This window comes from Paraburkholderia youngii (genome assembly GCF_013366925.1).
Taxonomy (GTDB): Bacteria; Pseudomonadota; Gammaproteobacteria; order Burkholderiales; family Burkholderiaceae; genus Paraburkholderia; species Paraburkholderia youngii.
This window is the reverse complement of the sequence record NZ_JAALDK010000002.1, coordinates 1172560-1189087: the sequence shown is the minus strand read 5'-3', so window position 1 is coordinate 1189087 and position 16528 is coordinate 1172560. Positions and strand designations below refer to the sequence as shown.

Annotated in this window: 19 protein-coding genes; 17 read left to right on the top strand and 2 right to left on the bottom strand. The window is 61.3% G+C overall.

What is annotated here, in order from left to right:
* Positions 1-361: 361 nt before the first annotated feature.
* Positions 362-1720 carry an epoxide hydrolase gene (locus G5S42_RS36750; protein WP_176111619.1) on the top strand — a complete coding sequence of 453 codons (1359 nt, stop codon included), beginning with the start codon at positions 362-364 and terminating at the stop codon, positions 1718-1720.
* Positions 1721-1865: 145 nt separating this feature from the next.
* Here G5S42_RS36750 and G5S42_RS36745 read toward each other — a convergent pair whose 3' ends face one another.
* Positions 1866-3731: an alkaline phosphatase family protein gene (locus tag G5S42_RS36745; RefSeq protein ID WP_312883695.1), complete on the bottom strand. Its 1866-nt coding sequence runs from the start codon at positions 3729-3731 to the stop codon at positions 1866-1868.
* A 764-nt stretch (positions 3732-4495) separates the two neighbouring features.
* Between G5S42_RS36745 and phnF the strand changes: the two genes are divergently transcribed.
* The 11 genes from phnF to G5S42_RS36690 all read left to right on the top strand — a co-directional run bounded on the left by phnF (position 4496) and on the right by G5S42_RS36690 (position 14057).
* Positions 4496-5227, top strand: a complete 732-nt coding sequence (gene phnF / locus G5S42_RS36740) for a phosphonate metabolism transcriptional regulator PhnF (RefSeq protein ID WP_176111618.1) — start codon at positions 4496-4498, stop codon at positions 5225-5227.
* Positions 5228-5345: 118 nt separating this feature from the next.
* A complete protein-coding gene (phnG, locus tag G5S42_RS36735; RefSeq protein ID WP_176111617.1) occupies positions 5346-5822 on the top strand; it encodes a phosphonate C-P lyase system protein PhnG in 477 nt (158 codons plus the stop codon).
* A complete protein-coding gene (gene phnH / locus G5S42_RS36730) occupies positions 5815-6390 on the top strand; it encodes a phosphonate C-P lyase system protein PhnH (RefSeq protein WP_176111616.1) in 576 nt (191 codons plus the stop codon). The genes phnG and phnH overlap by 8 nt, the downstream gene beginning before the upstream one ends.
* Entirely contained in the window at positions 6390-7520 is a 1131-nt protein-coding gene (locus tag G5S42_RS36725; protein WP_176111615.1) for a carbon-phosphorus lyase complex subunit PhnI, read from the top strand. The genes phnH and G5S42_RS36725 overlap by 1 nt, the downstream gene beginning before the upstream one ends.
* Positions 7517-8437 carry an alpha-D-ribose 1-methylphosphonate 5-phosphate C-P-lyase PhnJ gene (locus tag G5S42_RS36720; protein ID WP_176111614.1) on the top strand — a complete coding sequence of 307 codons (921 nt, stop codon included), beginning with the start codon at positions 7517-7519 and terminating at the stop codon, positions 8435-8437. The genes G5S42_RS36725 and G5S42_RS36720 overlap by 4 nt, the downstream gene beginning before the upstream one ends.
* Positions 8434-9264, top strand: coding sequence for an ATP-binding cassette domain-containing protein (locus tag G5S42_RS36715; RefSeq protein WP_176111613.1), 831 nt, complete (start codon positions 8434-8436; stop codon positions 9262-9264). The genes G5S42_RS36720 and G5S42_RS36715 overlap by 4 nt, the downstream gene beginning before the upstream one ends.
* Before the next feature lie 9 nt (positions 9265-9273).
* A complete protein-coding gene (gene phnL / locus G5S42_RS36710; RefSeq protein WP_176111612.1) occupies positions 9274-9996 on the top strand; it encodes a phosphonate C-P lyase system protein PhnL in 723 nt (240 codons plus the stop codon).
* Entirely contained in the window at positions 9993-11147 is a 1155-nt protein-coding gene (locus G5S42_RS36705) for an alpha-D-ribose 1-methylphosphonate 5-triphosphate diphosphatase (protein ID WP_176111611.1), read from the top strand. The genes phnL and G5S42_RS36705 overlap by 4 nt, the downstream gene beginning before the upstream one ends.
* Before the next feature lie 10 nt (positions 11148-11157).
* Positions 11158-11715: a phosphonate metabolism protein/1,5-bisphosphokinase (PRPP-forming) PhnN gene (phnN, locus tag G5S42_RS36700; RefSeq protein WP_176111610.1), complete on the top strand. Its 558-nt coding sequence runs from the start codon at positions 11158-11160 to the stop codon at positions 11713-11715.
* Positions 11712-12521: a phosphonate metabolism protein PhnP gene (phnP, locus tag G5S42_RS36695; protein WP_176111609.1), complete on the top strand. Its 810-nt coding sequence runs from the start codon at positions 11712-11714 to the stop codon at positions 12519-12521. Before phnN ends, phnP begins: the two co-directional genes overlap by 4 nt.
* 90 nt (positions 12522-12611) lie before the next feature.
* A complete protein-coding gene (locus G5S42_RS36690) occupies positions 12612-14057 on the top strand; it encodes an MFS transporter (RefSeq protein WP_176111608.1) in 1446 nt (481 codons plus the stop codon).
* Positions 14058-14069: 12 nt separating this feature from the next.
* Here the strand turns inward: G5S42_RS36690 and G5S42_RS36685 are convergent, their stop codons facing one another.
* Complete coding sequence (locus G5S42_RS36685; protein WP_176111607.1) at positions 14070-14462, bottom strand: hypothetical protein; 393 nt, start codon at positions 14460-14462, stop codon at positions 14070-14072.
* Here G5S42_RS36685 and G5S42_RS36680 point away from each other — a divergent pair.
* The 5 genes from G5S42_RS36680 to G5S42_RS36660 are packed head-to-tail and all read left to right on the top strand — an operon-like array spanning position 14449 to position 16521.
* On the top strand, positions 14449-14976 hold the full coding sequence (locus tag G5S42_RS36680; protein ID WP_176111606.1) for a Na+/H+ antiporter subunit E: 528 nt from the start codon (positions 14449-14451) through the stop codon (positions 14974-14976). The genes G5S42_RS36685 and G5S42_RS36680 overlap by 14 nt on opposite strands.
* Positions 14969-15229 (top strand): MrpF/PhaF family protein, encoded by a 261-nt coding sequence (locus tag G5S42_RS36675; protein ID WP_176111605.1) that lies wholly within the window; start codon positions 14969-14971, stop codon positions 15227-15229. Before G5S42_RS36680 ends, G5S42_RS36675 begins: the two co-directional genes overlap by 8 nt.
* A 3-nt stretch (positions 15230-15232) precedes the next feature.
* Positions 15233-15475: a hydrogenase subunit MbhD domain-containing protein gene (locus G5S42_RS36670; protein WP_018433708.1), complete on the top strand. Its 243-nt coding sequence runs from the start codon at positions 15233-15235 to the stop codon at positions 15473-15475.
* A gap of 3 nt (positions 15476-15478) precedes the next feature.
* Positions 15479-15823: a monovalent cation/H(+) antiporter subunit G gene (mnhG, locus tag G5S42_RS36665; RefSeq protein ID WP_176111604.1), complete on the top strand. Its 345-nt coding sequence runs from the start codon at positions 15479-15481 to the stop codon at positions 15821-15823.
* On the top strand, positions 15820-16521 hold the full coding sequence (locus tag G5S42_RS36660) for a Na(+)/H(+) antiporter subunit B (RefSeq protein ID WP_176111603.1): 702 nt from the start codon (positions 15820-15822) through the stop codon (positions 16519-16521). The genes mnhG and G5S42_RS36660 overlap by 4 nt, the downstream gene beginning before the upstream one ends.
* The last annotated feature ends 7 nt before the right edge of the window (positions 16522-16528 follow it).

The window sequence follows — 16528 nt, the reverse complement described above, 5'->3', positions numbered from 1 at the left end:
CTATCCACCTCAGATAACCGACCGTCGCGCATGAGCATGTTTGTGTGCGTCCCGCTGCGTTCACCGCTGCCGTCCTCTTTGCTGCAGTGAATGGAGGCACATTGGGTTCCCGCCCCCCGTCGTCACGCCCCTCCCTCTCGCCCAGGTCTTCCTTTGTATCCCAACGTATCTGCAAGCAGACTGGATACGCGCGCTTACACACATCCAGCTCTCGGACACAAACGCGATACGTTCATCCGGTCAAATACGCCCGTCGCGAGCCGAACGCCGGGCCGCGAACCGCACGTATGACTTCGTGAAGCTGTACGTCGCAGATTTCACTCGCAACGCAACACGCTGATCAAGGCAGGAGATCGATTCCATGTCAAAAGACACCCCACCATCCGCATCGCGTCGACACTTCGTCGGTATGGCCGCCGCGGCGCTCGCCGCCGGCTCGCTGAGCCGCCTCGCCTTCGCAGATACGAACCCGGAAGTCGGCAAAATCGTGGAACCCGCGAACGGCGACAGGTCCGCAATTCGTCCGTTCCATGTTCATGTTCCGGACTCGCAGCTCGTCGACATGCGGCGTCGCATCAAGGCCACGCGCTGGCCGGATCGCGAGACGGTATCCGACGAATCGCAGGGCATTCAGCTCGCCACCATTCAGGGGCTCGCGCAATACTGGGCGACCGGCTATGAGTGGCGCAAATGCGAGGCGCGGCTGAATTCGTATCCGCAGTTTGTCACCGAGATCGATGGACTCGATATCCATTTCATCCATGTGCGATCGAAGCACGACAACGCGATGCCATTGATCGTGACGCACGGCTGGCCCGGCTCGGTGATCGAACAGTTCAAGATCATCGATCCGCTCGTCAATCCGACTGCGTATGGCGCGCCGGCTTCGGACGCCTTTCATCTCGTGATTCCATCATTGCCTGGTTATGGTTTTTCAGCGAGACCAACCACAACGGGCTGGGGTCCGGAACGCACCGCCCGCGCGTGGGTCACGTTGATGAAGCGGCTCGGATATCAGCGTTTTGCCTCGCAGGGAGGCGATCTCGGCGGCATCGTGACGAACATCATGGCTAAACAGGCGCCGCCCGAACTGATGGGGATTCACGTGAACTTCCCTGCTTCCGTTCCCGCAGAGGTTCTGAAGTCGCTGGCCGCGGGCGACGCGATGCCTGCCGGCTTATCGGACGAGGAGCAGCACGCGTATGAACAGTTGAGCGCCAACTTCAAGAAGAAGCGCGGTTACGCGTTCGAAATGGGCACACGCCCGCAGACGCTGTACGGACTCGCCGACTCGCCGGTCGCGCTGGCGTCCTGGCTGCTCGATCATGGCGATGGCTACGGCCAGCCCGCTGCGGCGTTGAGCGCGGCAGTGCTCGGTCATCCCGTCAACGGTCATGCCGCAGGTGCGCTCACGCGCGACGACGTGCTCGACGACATCACACTCTATTGGCTCACCAATACGGGGGTTTCGGCGGCGCGCTTCTATTGGGAATCGCACGCGAACTTCTTCCTCGCGGCAGACATCAATGTGCCCGCCGCTGTGAGCGCGTTTCCGGGAGAGAACTACCAGGCGCCGAAGAGTTGGACCGAAAAGGCATATCACAACCTGATTTACTTCAACAAGCCCGAAACTGGCGGGCACTTCGCCGCGTGGGAAGAACCGATGATTTTCGCGAACGAAGTGCGCACGGGGTTAAGGTCCTTGCGCGCCCAAGGTTGAAGCGCTCTGACGAATGCGCCGGCGGCTCAGCGGTCGCTAGCAGCATCGCCTCAATAGTCCGCTCGCCCTGCGGATGAAACCGCCGCGCCGGGAGTGCGCGGCGGTTCCATTTTCTGGTGCCAAGCGTACCTCGTGCAGAACACGATCAGAAAGGCCACCATCCCTTACCGCCGCTGCGATCGTCATCGCTGTCCGGCCTGCCGTGGTCATGATCGTGATCGTCGGATTCCCGCTTGAAATCGAACAGATCGAACAGGTCACCGATCGCAGGCGCATTCACCGGCACGTATGGGTTATGGCTGCGTTGGATCGGATTTGGCAGGTTGTCACGACTACGACCCGTGATCGGCGGCAATCCCCAGTTGCGCTCAATGAATTTGACGATTGAAGCGTGATCGGAGTAGCTGTGGGAAATGCGTCCTCCGGTCGAGTACTTCGACACTGCGATCATCGGGATGCGCGAACCATCGCCAAAATAGTCAATGGGTTGAACATAGCCTGAATCGTAGTAGCCGCCGCCCTCGTCGGTGGTGATCAGGATCGCCGTCGTGGCCCATAGCTTCGGGTCGCTCTTTACCGCATCGACCAGTTTCCTCACAAACGCCTCGTAAAGTCCAAACTTCGACGATGTCGGATGTCCATCAAGCAAGCCGCCCGGCTTTACAAACGATACAGCAGGCAGATTGCCCGCGCCGATGTCCGCATACAGGTCAGGCAAATCTGCAAGATGCGTGTCCCGCACCTGCTGGTTCGTCATGATCGACGTCTCGTACAGGAACGGATTGCAGATGTTGCAGTAGACGCTTTTCGTCGGATCCTTGATGAAGCTCTGCCAGCCTTCCCCGTAATACTTCCAGGGGATGTTGCGATCAAGCAGAGTGTCCCCGATGGTGCGCACCGGTGACGGCGGGATCGTGAAAGGCGACTTCGACCTGTCGAGTACCGTGCCGTCGCCGTTATAGCCAGGGTTGTAATTGTTCAGCAGGTAATAGTGCTTTGGCGCGCAGTTCGCCTTGGGGTCGTAGGGCAACGATTCGAGGTATTGAAGGATCGGGCCGACGCCCGGCTGGCCCGGGTCCGAACAGTTGCTATAGCTGCCGCCCGAGTAGCCATCCTGGGTGTACCAGTTGTTGGTGCCGGCCAACGGATCGGGATTTTCAATCTGATCCAAAGGTGGCGTTGCCGCGTTGCCGTTGCCGTCGGTGTAGTAGTACGCATCAGCGGCGCCGATCATGATGCTGTTGGCCCCCGTACCGCCCATCACCGGTTGGTGATAATTGTCGCTCATCGCGTACTGCCGCGCCAGTTGCGTGAAGTACGGCATGTCGCGATTGTTCACGTTGTAAAAGCCGAGCGCATTCGAGCCTTCACCGGTGGTCTGATCGCTAAAAGGCGTCGGTCGCGGCTTACCGTTGCTACCCGCGCCGATGGTAGTCTCGACCCACGCAAACAGGTCGCCCAGACAGCCACTCGGATTCTCGCGGCTCGCATGCGCGACGGCACAGTCCGCTTGCTGCCAGGCTTGATAGAAGCGGTGCACCGGACCACCCATGTACGCATCATAGAGCGGAGGCTGCAACAGGTATGGACCGTTCAGCAACGCATTGTAGTTGGCCACCCGCGAATCCTCTGCATGCGCCGGCAGCCCTGTCGCGCCGGTCAACAGTTGATCGATGTCGGACGCTTCGAGCGCCGTCCCCTCGGCCTGCGCGGCCGCATCGTGAGTCGCGAATGGTGGCGGGCTCGCATCGCTCGCCGCAGTCGGCGCCCCGCCGGTGTTGGGCGCCGGCAGCGTCCCGTACGGCGTTTTATTCGACGGGGCCAGCGCGAATTTGGCCGGTCCAATCAGTTGCGCCTGATATTGCTGTGCCTTCGCGAAGTGTGGCCCAGGGGAGCCATCCGCATTGACGATGCCGCGCGACAGCAGGTTCCACACTGATTGGCCTTGCGCGGGTTGATAGGTGCCGAAAACGTGATCAAACGTTCGGTTTTCGCCGACAACAATGATCACATGCTTGATCGGCGTCAGTGTTGGGGACGTTCGATCGTTGCCTGCCGCAGATACGCCGGCGGGCAACGTAGCGAACGCTAACGCGGCGACTCCCGCGAATGCTGCGATCGAAAGTCGTACGCATACCTTATTGCATCGTTGTGACAGTTGGGGCCTCACCATTTGCCGTCTCCTTACCGTTGATTACAACGGTAAGACCTTAGGGCCGTTCCATGAAGCTGGAGAGTCGTTGGCATTACAGACGGCTGTCGTCGTGTGCGCGAACCCGTTGGACAAAGGTCCAGACGCCGGCTCGGTATTGCAATCGTTCCGTGGCTTTTCGACACGGACGATCGAAGAGACTCCGCCCTCCGCGGTTGTTGCAAGGTCCCCGAGCGCGATGATGCCTACGACATGGCTTTTGGTTGGGAATCGCACAGTGCACATAGCAGACAATAAAGACGGCGAGCAATCCAGCGATGAACGACATGGCCGTAATCATTTGACCTTCCTCTCCTGCAATACTCGCGAATTCGGATTGCCACTCGCTAGCCTGGAGCACGCTTGGTTTTCAAGCCGGTTGCAGCGGGCGCGTCGGGCATGAGGTGATCTTCAATATCGATCCTGACGACTGACGGTGCAAGGCGCGACCGTTGTCGCGCAAAGCCCGACTAACGCGGAATTCGAGCCGTCAGTCGACTTCCGAGAACCTGCCATCCCCGCATCACATCTCTGTCACACACTCTTTGTAGGATTCGGTTATCCACTTATCTAGATAACCGTATATGAGCTTGTACGCTGTCAGTCGAGAACAGGGCGAATCCTTGTATGCCCAGATCGCACGACAACTGGAACAGGAAATCGCCAACGTCTATGCACCTGGCGACTACCTGCCATCCGAGGGCGAACTCGCGTCACGCTTTGGGGTGAACCGGCACACGCTCCGTCGTGCCATCGACGAGTTGGTCGAGGCCGGCCTGGTGGAGCGCCGTCATGGCCGCGGCATCCTTGTGCTCGATAACCAGATCGACTACCAGATCGGCAAAACCACCCGCTTTACCGAAACCCTGAACGCTCAGGGTTTGCTGGCCGGAAACCGCATCCTGCGCAAGCAGACCTTGCCTGCCAGTGTGCGCGTTGCCGAACGCCTGGCCATCCTGGAAGGCGAGCCCGTGCATTGGCTGGAAACGTTACGAAGCGTGGACGGCAAGCCGATGTGCCTCATTTCGCATTTCTTGCCAGCACAACCCTTCCCCGATCTGCTTGTCCGTTATCAAGGCGACTCCCTTCACGCTTTTCTGAATGCAGAGTATGGCTGCCAGCTGCGTCGCGTCGATAGCGCCGTCACGGCAGTGCTACCCCAAGGTGACGACGCGCGAATCCTTGGCATGCCGCAAAACCGGCCAGTGTTGCGGGTCAAGAGCGTGAATGTGGATGAGCGCGACAACAAGCCGGTCGAGTATGTGATTACCCGGTTCCGCGCAGACCGCGTCCAGTTGCGCATTCCGCTGCTGTAAGGGGTCTGGGGTCATCCCTGAGGCAAAGGTTGCGGCCTTCGGGCCGCATAAATCGGCTAAGAAATCTAACTGCTTCACCAAGTTTCTAGTGCTATATGTATATTCAGAAGGACAACTCATGAACGCGACAGCGTCGCAGCCCACTCGCGGGGACTGGATGCGCTACTGGACGAACGTGCCGGCACAGCGCATTCGCGCACTCGCGCGTCAATTCGGTGAGCAATTTCAGGTGGAAGACCTGGAAATCCCGCAATCGGGCCTCGCCTTGGTGCCACTCACCGACGCTGCCATGGGCGAGACTTACTACCTCGGCGAGATTCCGGTCGCAAAGGCGCATGTGCGCCTGACCGACCCACAAGGCGGCACCGCCGAAGGCGCGGCGATCGTCATGGATGACCGCACGAGCCTGATTCGCGCACTCGCGATCCTGGACGCGGTAACGGCTGCCGCCTGGCCTGGGCATGATGCGGCCGTGGAACTTCTTCGTGAAGGCAAACAGATCGTCGAAGCAACCGCGGCCGATCGCAAGAAGCTGCTGGCGGCAACGCGCGTGGACTTCGCGTTGCTCGCCGCGCAGGAGGACGATGATGAATGAACTGCAGACGCGTATCGTCTCGCATCCGGCCGACTGGACACCACTGGTTCAGCAGCGCGCGTTTCGCCGCATCCTGGATGCGTTTTCCTATCCCGGCCGAATCAGCGAACTCGAGACGCAGGCCACGCATGTGCTGCCACTCGTGCTTGCGACGCTGGCCGATCCCGCAACTACGCTGGCCGATCCCTGCGAGATGGTCGGCGCGGCAGACCGTCAGCGCCTCGGCGCGAAGTCCACTAGTGCGGATCAGGCTCAATTCGTCGTGATGCCGGGCGGTCAACTACCCGCTGTCGAGCCTGCTTTCGGCACGCTCGACAGCCCGGAAAGCGGCGCAACACTCGTACTGGTGGTCGATGAGATCAAGCAAGGTGGCGAGCTCGTCCTCAGCGGTCCAGGCATTCAAAGCAGCGTTTCGCTGCACGTGTCGGGAGTCGACCCGCAGTGGTGGAAGTTGCGCAAGCAATGGAACAGCGGCTTCCCGCTTGGCGTCGATCTGGTACTGCTGGACGAGCGCAGCGTAGTCGCACTGCCCCGCACGATCAAGGTTGCCATCGAAGGAGGCCGGTAATGGGTTATGTGGCTATCAAGGGCGGCGGCCGGGCAATCGAGGGCGCAGAGCGTGTCGTCGACGCGTTGCGTACGGCCGAGGGCGAGCACGGCACGCCGCTGACCCTGCAGACGATCGAACATCAGCTTCGTTCGCTGACCTCGCGAGTGGTTTCGGAAGGCGGGTTGTATCACCCGCGCCTCGCCGCGCTCGCTATCAAGCAGATGCAGGGCGATACGCTCGAAGCAGCGTTCGCACTGCGAGCCTATCGTTCGACCAAGCCTCGGCTGCTCGAGGCGCCCGTACAGCACACGGGCGAAATGCGCGTGATCCGCCGTATCTCCAGCGCGTTCAAGGACATTCCTGGCGGTCAGATGCTCGGTCCGACCAACGACTACGCGCTGCGCCTGATGCGCCTCGACCTCGCCAACGAATCACCCGAAGCGTTCCGCTCGGTTGCACGCACGTTTCTCGACTCGATCGACGAAAGCTATCTGCCCGACACCTTCCCGAAGGTCGTGGATGCACTGCGCGCCGAAGGACTGCTCCCGGCGCTGCAGCAGTCACGCACCGAGCCTTTCGATGTCACGCGCGATCCGCTGATCTTCCCGGTTCCGCGTTCCGCCGCCCTCGCGACGATGGCGCGCGCCGAAACCGGCTCGCTGCTCGCGATCGCTTACTCGAACATGCGCGGCTATGGCGATGTCCACCCGACTGTGGCCGAACTGCGTGTCGGCTATGTGCCGGTGCGAATTCCCCATCCGGTCACGGGCGAACTCGTCGAGGCCGGCGAGGTGCTGATGACCGAGTGCGAGATGGTCGCGATGTACGAAGACGACGACGGCGGCGGGCCACCCGTCTTCACCCTCGGCTATGGCGCGTGTTTCGGCCACAACGAAGTCAAGGCGATCTCGATGGCCGTGCTTGACCGTTCGCTGCAGAACGGCATGCGAAACGGTCCGACCAATCCGTCGGAGGACCCGGAGTTCGTGTTGCTGCATATCGACGGCGTCGATTCGATGGGTTTCGCGAGCCACTACAAGATGCCGCATTACGTCACGTTCCAGTCGGACATGGACCGGCTGCGCACGACCCAGCAAAAGGCTGCGGACAAGCAGACCGAACAGGATGCACAAGGAGTCGAGCTATGAACGACCTCTACGAACTGCCGCTCGACGAAGCAGGTTACAACTTTGGCTTCCTCGATGAATACGCGAAGCGTGAGATCCGCCGCGCGGTGATTAAAGCGATTTGCGTTCCCGGCTACCAGACGCCGTACGCCTCTCGTGAAATGCCGATGGGCCGTGGTTTCGGCACGGGCGGTCTGCAGCTCACGCTGTCCCTCGTCGGTCCGGACGACACGCTCAAGGTGATCGACCAAGGCTCCGACGACTCGGTCAATGCGGTCAATCTGCGTCACTTCGTCGAACTCACCTGCGAGGGTGTTCAGACTACCGAGCACACCCGTGAAGCCACGCTGATCCAGTCGCGCCACCGGATTCCCGAAGTCGCGTTGACCGAAGAGCAGATTCTCGTCCTGCAGGTGCCGTATCCCGATCCGCTGGTCGTCGTGGAACCGTCCGAGGCGCGCCGCAAGACGATGCACGGCGAAGGTGACTACTCGCGTCTGCTGACCAAGCTGTACGAAGACATCGTGCAGTTCGATGAAATCACTATCTCGCATCGCTATCCGACGCGGATCAACGGTCATTACGTGATCGACCCGAGTCCGATTCCGCGCTACGACGTGCCGCAGTTGCACATGTCGGCCGCGCTCGTGCTGCTCGGTGCGGGACGCGAAAAGAAGATTTATGCGGTGCCGCCCTATACCCGCGCGGACCCGCTCGCGTTCGACGACGTGCCGTTCCGCACCGAGGACTTCCACGACGAGCACGGCAATCGCCGCGCCTGCGTGCGCTGCGGCTCGATCGACAGTTTTCTCGACGAGATCATCGGCGAGGACGGCGACAGGTCGTACCAATGTTCGGATTCGGACTACTGCAACGACTATCGCAACGGCCGCACTCAGCAGAAGGCCAACGCAACGAACGAAGGAGCAGTCCAGTGAGCCCCATTCTTCAAGTGCGCGGCTTGACCAAGATTCACGGCACAGGCTGCGAGCGCTGCATCGAAAGCACCGGCCCGGAACAGGACACCAACATCTGCCCGCATTGCGGTTCGGTGGTGGCTGCCCACGACGTCAGCTTCGACCTGCGGCCCGGCGAGATTCTCGGGATCATGGGTGAGTCGGGGTCGGGCAAGTCGACCGTCGTCAAAACGCTGTACTTCGATGAAAAGCCAACCGCGGGCACCGCGCGCTTCTTCGATGAAGACAATGACTGCGACCTGTTCGCAGCGAATACCGCAGCACAGCGCTGGCTGCGCAATCATCGCTTCGGCATGGTGTACCAGAACCCGCACCTCGGCTTGAACTTCAACGTGTCGGCCGGCGGCAACATCGCCGAGCGCCTGTTGATGAACGACGTGACGCTGTTCGGCGAGATCCGGGAACGCGCACGCGACCTGCTCTCGCGCACCGAGGTATTGCCCGAACGTATGGACGAGTCGCCGAAGAAGTTTTCGGGCGGCATGCAACAGCGCGTGCAGATCGCGAAGGCACTCGCGACCCGTCCACCGCTGCTGTTCCTCGATGAAGTTACGACTGGCCTCGACCTGTCGGTGCAGGCGCGCATCCTCGATCTGATCCTCGAGATCCAGCAGGAACTCGGCACGGCGATGATCGCCGTCACGCACGATCTCGGCGTGATCCGCTTGCTGGCGGCCCGCACGATCGTGATGAAGTACGGCCGCATCATCGAGTCGGGCCTGACCGACCAGATTCTCGAAGACCCGCAGCATGCGTACACGCAGCGGCTTGTGGCCTCCGCTCTCTGAGGTAAACCAATGTCCGCGATCCTGACCGTTAAAAATCTGAGCAAGCACTTTGCGCTGCACGATCAGCGCAAGACCATCCCGTCCTGCGCGAACGTCTCGTTTGCCGTCGAGCCGGGCCGCCTGTCCGCGCTGATCGGCCCGACCGGTGCCGGCAAATCGTCGGTGCTCAAATGCATCTACCGTACTTACCTCGCGAGCGCCGGAAGCCTGCTGTTCCGCACCGCAGCCGGTGAGACGGTCGATCTCGCGCAGGCGTCCGAGCACGAAGTGCTCGCGCTGCGCAAAGACGAGATTGGCTTCGTCACGCAATTCCTGCACTGCCTGCCGCGCAAGGCCGCCGTCGATGTCGTGGCCGAGCCGCTGCTCGTGCGCGGCACCGCGCGTGCCGAAGCGCGCGACAACGCGCGTGGAATGCTCGATGCGCTGAACGTGCCCGAGCGTCTTTGGGAAGTGCCCCCTGCGACCTTCTCGGGTGGTGAAAAGCAGCGCGTCAACCTGGCGCGGGGCCTCGTCGCTCGCCCGCGCCTGTTACTCCTCGACGAACCGACCGCAAGCCTCGATCCGCGCACCACCGACAAGGTTGTGGAGATCCTGCAAGGGATCAAGGCCGAAGGTGTGGCGATGCTCGCCATCTTCCACCACCCGGACCTCGTAGAGCGCCTTGCCGACCAGGTGATCGAACTTGCACCGCCGGTTGTCCACTCCCCTCTTTCTGAAGCGATCACGCAATGAGCCGCCAACTCCTGACGAACGCAACCGTCGTTCTCGCTGACGAAGTGCGTGAAAGACTCGCCGTACTCATCGAGGACGGCAAAATCGCGGCGCTCGACCCAGAACATACCGCCGGAGCGACCGTGGTCGACCTGCAAGAACATACGCTGATCCCAGGTATGATCGACCTGCACTGCGACTCGCTTGAAAAAGAGGTGGAGCCTCGTCCCGGCGTGTATTTCCCGATCGACTTCGCTTGCGCGCAGGCAGACAAGCGCAATGCGTCTGCGGGCATCACCACGGTATTTCATGCGCTGTCTTTCGCGAACCGCGAGTTCGGCGTACGCAACAACGAAACGGCAGCCGAGCTCGGCCGCTCGATCCACGCCTGGCAAGCGCATGCGCTAATCGATAACAGATTCCATGCACGCTTCGAGGTGACCGACGTCACCGCCCCTCCGGTTCTGTCGTCGCTGATGGACGAAGGCGTGATCGACCTGATCTCGTTCATGGATCACAGCCCGGGCCAGGGTCAGTTTCGCGACGTGGAGTCGTTCCGCAAATACCTTGCGAACGCCTACAAAGCCGACGATGCCACGCTCGACGAGATCATGAAGCAGAAGGCAGAGGCGGCCAGAGGCGCGATCGAACGCATGCAGCAACTGGCTGCGCTGGCGCGCGCCAAGGGTGTCGCAATTGCAAGCCACGACGACGATTCGGCCGCCAAGGTCGACGTGGTACGCGATCTCGGTGCGACGATCTCGGAGTTCCCGATCAACCTCGAAACGGCCCAGGCCGCGCGCAGCAGCGGCATAGCCACGCTGTTCGGCGCGCCGAACATTCTGCGCGGCAAGTCGCAGTCGGGCAACATGCGTGCGCTCGATGCCGTGCTGGCAGGCGTCGCAGACTGCCTGTGCGGCGACTACTCGCCTGCCTCGTTGCTGCCAGCCACGTTCAAGCTGCCCGAGGTCGCGGACGTTTCGCTCGCGCACGCGGTCGCGCTCGTGACGCGCAATCCGGCGCGGGCAGCCGGGCTAAACGACCGCGGCGAGATCGCGGTCGGACAGCGCGCCGATCTGGTCGCAGTCCAGCGGATAGGTGGGTTGCCGCATGCCGACCAGGTGTGGTCTCGCGGCAAGCTCGTGCTCGGCGCGAGCCGCGTGCATCACTGAGGCCGCTTCCATGTCAGGCAATCTGATCTACGTAAGCGGTCCTTCCGGCAGCGGCAAGGATAGCCTGCTGCGCTATGCGCGCGAGCAGTTGTCCGGCCACGTGGGGATCTGCTTTGCTCATCGCTACATCACGCGCGCAGCGGACGCCGGTAGCGAGAATCACGTCGCGCTGAGTCCCGAAGAGTTCGCGGCGCGCAGCAGTTCGGACCTGTTCGCGCTGAACTGGACGAGCAATGGGCTGCAATACGGTATCGGGGCCGAGATCGACCATTGGCTGGATAAAGGGTTGACCGTCGTGATGAACGGGTCGCGCGAATATCTGCCGCATGCACGCACGCGCTACCCCCACCTCGTGCCGGTGGAAATTGCAGTGCCGCAAGCGGTACTGCGTGAACGCCTTCTGGCGCGCGGTCGCGAAACGGTCGAGCAGGTGGAGCAGCGCCTGCGGCGCAACCATTTGCTCGAGCAGCGTGCCGGCAAAGTGGAGATCATCCGCAACGACGGTGATCTCGGACAGGCGGGAGAGGCACTGGTTTCGCTAATTCTCCGCTGTGCGGAGCCATCATGATGCGCGTTACTTTCCTCGGCACCGGCGCGGCAGGCGGCGTACCGCTCTACGGCTGCAACTGCCCCGCATGTACACGAGCGCGAGCCTTACCCGCTTGCGTTCGTCGCCCCTGCAGCGCATTGATCGAAACGGACACGACCCGCGTTCTGCTCGATGCCGGACTGATGGACCTATCCGAGCGTTTTCCCGCTGGAAGTTTCGACGCGATCGCACTCACGCACTTCCATCCAGACCACGTGCAAGGGTTGTTCCATCTGCGCTGGGGCGTCGGGAAATCCATCCCGACCTGGGCCCCGCCAGACAGCAACGGTTGCGCCGATCTGTATCGCAACCCGGGCCTGCTCGCATTTAATCAGGCAGAGAAATTCGGCACGTTCGATGTCGGCGACCTGCGTTTTACGGCGCTGCCGCTGATCCATTCCAAACCAACGTTCGGCTATGCAATCGAAGGGCCAGAGGGCGAACGCTTCGCCTATCTGACTGACACGATCGGGTTGCCGCCTTCCACGCTGGAGTGGCTGCAGAGATGGGAAGCACTTTCGCTGGCTCTCGACTGTTCTTTACCGCCAACGGATCAGCCGACCAACCACAACGACTGGAATACCGCATGTGCGCTAGTCAAGCAGCTGCGGCCAGTACGTGCATGGATGACGCATGCATCCCATACGTTCGATACGTGGCTACTTGAGCAATCAGAAAACGTCATGCCAGAAGGTGTTTTGATCGCGCGGGACGGCATGGCTCACGTGCTTCCCCGTGATTTTCGGACTGCACAGACGTCCGAGGGGGCCGCCATGGCCAGCTAATCCGCACGGCATGAATCGCATGTGTCTTCAAGATGTCACTTTACTTAGTACGACGAATATCACAACGAATCAGGAAAGGAACATATCGACATGACTTCCCGAACCACCATCAAGACCGACGCCTTAACCCGGCTCGATCACATGCCGTGGACCCGCTTCCACACCTTGCTGACGGTCGCGCTGGGAGTGGGCTGGACGCTCGACTCTTTTGAAACCAATATCATCGGTAGCGTATTCGGCACGATCAAGGCGCTTTGGCACCTCGACGCGGCCCAAAGCTCGCTGGCCGTAAGCGTGTGGGTGCTCGGCATTCTGATCGGCGCGGTCGCGTTCGGCTACCTGGCGGATCGCTTCGGCCGCAAACGCCTGTTCCTGGCTACGCTCCTCTGGTATGCCGCGTTCAGCGTGGCAACCATCTTCGCGTGGGATTACCACTCCTTTCTCGTGTTCCGCGCGCTGACCGCGCTCGCCGTGGGCGGCGAATACTCCGCCGTGACGGCCACCATGGGCGAATTCATTCCGCGCCGCAATCGCGGACGTACCGACGCGCTGATCCTGTCGGGTTTTCCCCTCGGTGCCGTGCTGTCCGCCGTTGTTTCGTACTACGCGCTGAATCTCCTGCCGCCCGACATCGCGTGGCGCGTGGGTTTCGGCCTGGGTACCACGATGGCCCTGATTTTCTTCTGGATTCGCCGCGTGATTCCCGAATCGCCGCGCTGGCTTCTGCAGCAAGGGCGCGTGACCGAAGCTGAAGCAATCGTCGATGAAATTGCCGCGTATGCGAAGCGCGCCGGGATCAGCGCGGCTACCGAAGCGCAGAAGCGCTATCAGCCCACCGCGATCGTGCCCGCACACCCGACGTTCTGGCGCAATGTGGGTGAGCTGGTTGGCCGCTATCGCGGACCGTGCGGCCTTGCCAGTGCGCTGAACTTCTCGCAGGCAGTCGTAGTGTATGGCGTACTGTCGTTGATGGCGCTCGTCATTCTGCCGTACATGAAAGTGCCTGCTGCTGCGATGCCGATCTACTACATTTACGGCAACGTAGCGGCTTTGCTCGGCGGCTTGCTGGCATCGCGTGTGCTCGAGTCGTGGGGGCGTCGCTCGTCGCTGTTCACGAGCTACACGTTCACCGTGCTCGCTATCCTGGTGGTGTACTTTGCGCAAACGCTGCCTTCCATGGTGGTCGGCTACTGCCTGATCCAGTTTGGCGTCACGTGGGGTTACATCTCGGCTTACGTGGTTTCGTCTGAAATCCTGCCGACGCGGTTGCGCGCCTCGGGTTTGGGCGTGTCCGTTGCTTTCGGTCGAGTGGGCGCAATGATCACGCCGCTACTGCTCACCAGCGCCTTCAGCACGACGGGCACAACTTCCGCACCGTTGCTCGTGCTGCTGGCGCTTGCGCTGCCCGGTCCCATTGCCGCCGCGATCTGGTGGGTCAAGGGACGCGAAACCCGGCATATTTCGCTGGAGGAAGGCAGCGATGATGCGTTGACGGAAGCCACACCGCAGCAAAATTTCCGAACGCGCGAAGCATAGACGCCTTGAAAGTCAAAGAGCTGCAGAGAAATCTCTGCAGTCTTTTTTCATTCTGGTTTCGGAATGGCCACCGTCGAGTCGTGCCCCGATACGAAGGTGGTACTTGCCTGAGTGCACGGCATGCCAAAGGGCATCAGTACAGATTTCATTTGCAAATCCGTTTTGCAGCGCGCCGCGCGCCAGACCGTATCTGTTTGCAAACATGGAATTGCGGGAAAGACGAATATTCATACAAAACAGCCACTTAGCGAGATACGTCAGGACGGGTATTGTTTGCACACATCCATCTATCGCGGTTTTTTCAATCAACGAGCGGTGATCGGCGTCGGGTTTGATTTGCCATAAATTGTCACTTAGAATTTTCCGCAAGGCCTCCTTAGGAACCGATGACATGCCTTCGAACAACGGAAAACCGGTGTCGTCGTTCGTTCCTCGGGGAATGCCCGGCCTCTGGGTCGTCCTGTTCGTCATCTGGATGGTCGCGAATGCATCGCTCGCGGTCGAACCCGCTCTTGTCGGTCTCGTCATTACCTTCGTCGTCGCGCGTGTCTTCGTATCGTCGAGCGAAGCATGGCAGCGCCTACGTCTAACGCCAGCCGCGCCGTATCACTTCGCCGCGTATAGCGTGACTTTCATCGTCGAGCTCGTACGCGCCAATCTGAATGTGATGGCGCTGGTGTACTCGCCGCGTATCGACATCAAGCCCGGCATCGTCAAGGTTCGCACCCGCCTCCAAACACCGCTCGGCCGTCTCGCGCTCGCCAATTCGATTGCGCTCACGCCGGGCTCGCTCGTGATGGACGTTCGGGACGACATACTTTTCATTCACTGGCTCGACGTGAAGACGACCGATATCGACGAAGCGACCAACGCACTCGTCACACCGTTCGAAAAGCATCTGGAGAAAGTCTTTGGCTGAGATCATGCTCCGGATCGCCGGCGTGCTGATCTTGTTCGCGATCCTGTTCGGCGTGATCCGTCTCGTGATCGGCAGAACCGTCGTCGACCGCATCGTCGCGATCGACGTGCTGACGGTCATCTCGCTGTCGCTAATCGCGCTGTATGCGCAGTTCTCCGGTCGTTTCGTCTATATCGACGTCGCGCTCGTGTACGCACTGCTCAGCTTTCTCGCGGTGCTCGCGATTGCGCGCTTTCTTGAAAGGGGGCTGTGAGCGATGCTCGAACTGCTCCTGCTGCTGATGTGCGCGAGCATCCTCGTGAGCGGGGTGTTGGCCGTCTGCCTGAAGAATCTGCTGGCCGCGATGGTGAGCTCCGGACTCGCGAGCCTGTTCGCGGCGGTCGCCTTCCTGCTGCTCGCCGCGCCGGACGTCGCGATGGCCGAAGCCGCGATCGGCTCGGGACTCACGACTTTCGTCTTTCTGTACGCGATCCGCAAAACCGGCTATCAGAAGGGCTAGCGCATGTTCGAACTGACCGGCAGCGTGTTCATCCTGTTGGGCGCCGTCTTTCTGTTCTCCGCCGGCCTCGGGCTGCTGCGCATGCCGGATGCCTATACGCGCATTCAGGCCGGCACCAAGGCGTCGACGCTCGGCAACATGCTCGTGCTGATCGGCCTCGCGTTCTACCACCCCAGCTGGACCTTCCGTCTGATCCTGCTGATCTACTTCGTGCTCGTGACCAACCCGCTGTCCTCGCATGCATTATCGCGCGCCGCCTGGCTGATCCGCACGCCGATGACCCCGTCCACGATCACCGACGCGCTCGCCGACGAAGACGCGCGCACCGCCGGGAAGGCCGAATCATGATGCGTCGCGTGTTCGCGCTGCTGACGGTGCTGCTGTTCGCGGTCGTGTTCTGGCGAATTGTCGGCGGCTATTCGGAGTTGCAGGGGCTGCGCCCGCTCGCCTGGTACTACGTCGTCAGAGGGCCGCTCGAACTCGGCGCTCCGAACATCGTGACCGGCATCCTGATCACGTTTCGCGGCTTCGACACGCTCGGCGAAGTCGCGGTGCTGTTCATGGTCGCGGCGAGCGTCGGCGTGCTGCTGAATGAGGAAAGCGCAACGCCCACCGCTGTGGCGGAAGAAGCCGCGCTTGCGCGCCGGCCCGCCGGCGAGATCGTACATACCGGCAAACAGGTGCTGCTGCCGATGATCTTCACCTTCGGCGGCTACGTAATCGTCAACGGCCATCTGTCGGCGGGCGGCGGCTTCCAGGGCGGCGCGATCGTCGCATCCGCGGTGATGCTGATGCTGCTCGCGCGGCCCCGCTCGACGCTGAACCTCGCGCTGCTGAGCGTCGTCGAATCGCTCGCGGGCGTGCTCTACGTTTGCATCGGCATTCTGGGCCTCGTGCTCGCGGGCGGTTTTCTCGACGCGCGCTTTCTGCCGCGCGGCCAGTTCGGCACGTTCTTCAGCGCCGGCGCGATCCCGCTGATTTCCACGCTGCTCGGCGTCAAGGTCGGCGCGGAGCTTAGCGTCATCATCGACCGGTTCAGAAGCTGAACGAAAA

Coding starts and splice junctions, on each gene's coding strand:
- G5S42_RS36750 (WP_176111619.1), top strand. CDS start 362: ATGTCAAAAGACACCCCACCATCCGCATCGCGTCGACACTTCGTCGGT.
- phnF (WP_176111618.1), top strand. CDS start 4,496: ATGAGCTTGTACGCTGTCAGTCGAGAACAGGGCGAATCCTTGTATGCC.
- phnG (WP_176111617.1), top strand. CDS start 5,346: ATGAACGCGACAGCGTCGCAGCCCACTCGCGGGGACTGGATGCGCTAC.
- phnH (WP_176111616.1), top strand. CDS start 5,815: ATGAATGAACTGCAGACGCGTATCGTCTCGCATCCGGCCGACTGGACA.
- G5S42_RS36725 (WP_176111615.1), top strand. CDS start 6,390: ATGGGTTATGTGGCTATCAAGGGCGGCGGCCGGGCAATCGAGGGCGCA.
- G5S42_RS36720 (WP_176111614.1), top strand. CDS start 7,517: ATGAACGACCTCTACGAACTGCCGCTCGACGAAGCAGGTTACAACTTT.
- phnL (WP_176111612.1), top strand. CDS start 9,274: ATGTCCGCGATCCTGACCGTTAAAAATCTGAGCAAGCACTTTGCGCTG.
- G5S42_RS36705 (WP_176111611.1), top strand. CDS start 9,993: ATGAGCCGCCAACTCCTGACGAACGCAACCGTCGTTCTCGCTGACGAA.
- phnN (WP_176111610.1), top strand. CDS start 11,158: ATGTCAGGCAATCTGATCTACGTAAGCGGTCCTTCCGGCAGCGGCAAG.
- phnP (WP_176111609.1), top strand. CDS start 11,712: ATGATGCGCGTTACTTTCCTCGGCACCGGCGCGGCAGGCGGCGTACCG.
- G5S42_RS36690 (WP_176111608.1), top strand. CDS start 12,612: ATGACTTCCCGAACCACCATCAAGACCGACGCCTTAACCCGGCTCGAT.
- G5S42_RS36680 (WP_176111606.1), top strand. CDS start 14,449: ATGCCTTCGAACAACGGAAAACCGGTGTCGTCGTTCGTTCCTCGGGGA.
- G5S42_RS36670 (WP_018433708.1), top strand. CDS start 15,233: ATGCTCGAACTGCTCCTGCTGCTGATGTGCGCGAGCATCCTCGTGAGC.
- mnhG (WP_176111604.1), top strand. CDS start 15,479: ATGTTCGAACTGACCGGCAGCGTGTTCATCCTGTTGGGCGCCGTCTTT.
- G5S42_RS36660 (WP_176111603.1), top strand. CDS start 15,820: ATGATGCGTCGCGTGTTCGCGCTGCTGACGGTGCTGCTGTTCGCGGTC.